Raw genomic sequence first — 1,612 nt, 5'->3', positions numbered from 1 at the left:
TCGCGCCGCCGTCGAGTACGACGACAAGCCGGACACCGGTCCCGCCTCGCCGCGCCTGATGGTCGTCGGGATGGTCGGCTGCGCAGCCGGGCTCGTCCTCTCGATCGCGGTGGCCGACGCGTACGGGGCGGAGGAGTCGCTGACGCTCACCGTCGACGGCCGCCCGCTCGCCGCTCGCGAGGTGATCGACCAGCACGGCACCCGGCTGCACGTGCTCGACGCGCCGGTCGGGCCCCTCGTCGTGGACTACTCCGCGCGCGTCCTGGGACGCCTCGCTCCGCTCGAGGGCGACGAGGTGGACCGGCTGCGGTACCTGCGGCCGAGCCGCTACGCCGAGTCGGACGTGCTGTGGGCGACGGCCCGGGCCGAGTTCGCCGGCCTCGCCGGGGCGGACCTCCTGCACGCGGTGAGCTCCTGGGTCGGCACGCGGCTGGCGTACGTCCCCGGCTCGAGCCTTCCGACGGACGGGGCCGAGCGGACGCTGCTCGCCCGCCGCGGCGTCTGCCGCGACTTCGCGCACCTCGTCGTCGCCCTCCTCCGTGCGCTGGACGTGCCCGCCCGACTGGCGGCCGTGTACGCCCCGGGACTGCAGCCGATGGACTTCCACGCGGTCGCGGAGGCCTGGATCGAGGGAGAGTGGCGGGCGGTCGACGCGACGACGCTCGCGCCGCGGTCGAGCCTCGTGCGGATCGCGACGGGACGCGACGCGGCCGACACCGCGTTCCTCGGCGTCTACGGCGGCATCGCGACGCTGCGCGAGCTGACCGTCGGCGCCGTGGCCGACGTGCTGCCGGGCGACGACCTCGACCGGCCCGTCTCGATCGGCTGAGCGGGCTCCGAGCCCGGCTACTCCGACTCGACGAAGCGCCGCCAGGCCCAGATCGACGTGCACACCGCGCTGAAGGCGACCACGGCGAAGAGCACCGGACCCGCTCCGCCGTCGGTCGACCAGGACGCGATGGTCGGGGTGAGCAGCACGAACAGCACGGTCGTCGCGAGGAGCGTGAGCCCGAGCCAGAGCAGCGGGGACCAGCGCAGGATGCTGCGGCCGGCGGGGCGCCCGACCGGGAACAGCAGCACCACGCTCGAGCCGACCGAGATCAGCGTGGTCGCGCTGAGCACCTCCGCGGCGAGCACGGAGCCGAACGAGCCGTCGGGCGGGACCACGGCGGAGGCGCCCCAGGCGAGTCCGGCGAGACCCAGCAGCGAGACGACGCGGACGGTGGAGAGCTTCGCGCGGTCGACGGCGGACGCGCCCTCGGGGAGGACGAGGCCGATCACCACGCCGAAGAGGAGCGCCGGGTCCAGTCCCGCGAAGCGCGAGACGAGAGCGGCCGCCGCGACCAGGAGCAGCGCGCGCGGAGCGGCGACGACGCCGATCCCGCTGACGCCGATCCGCCGGCCGACCAGCGCGGGGACGGCGGCGGCGACCGCGTTGACCACGGCGACGGCCACGATGACGGCGATCAGCAAGCGCAGGTAGGCGGGCTGGCCGTCGACGCGTCCCGAGAGCAGGACGAGCCCGGCTGCGCAGCCGACCATCCCGACGACCATCAGGCGCGGCGAGGCGGGACCGGTGTCCGGCTTGTCGTCGTACTCGACGGCGGCGCGA

At 75.4% G+C, this 1,612-nt stretch carries 2 protein-coding genes; one reads left to right on the top strand and one right to left on the bottom strand.

Annotated features, from left to right (window positions below; genetic code table 11):
* The first annotated feature begins 58 nt into the window (after nucleotides 1–58).
* Nucleotides 59–829, top strand: a complete 771-nt coding sequence (locus C5C33_RS18060; RefSeq protein WP_104261788.1) for a transglutaminase family protein — start codon at nucleotides 59–61, stop codon at nucleotides 827–829.
* Between the two features lie 17 nt (nucleotides 830–846).
* Here the strand turns inward: C5C33_RS18060 and C5C33_RS18740 are convergent.
* On the bottom strand, nucleotides 847–1,612 hold a 766-nt coding region (locus C5C33_RS18740), incomplete at its 5' end, for a hypothetical protein (protein ID WP_374953836.1).

The organism is Rathayibacter sp. AY1H3 (genome assembly GCF_002932015.1).
This window is presented reverse-complemented; position numbering and strand designations above follow the sequence as displayed.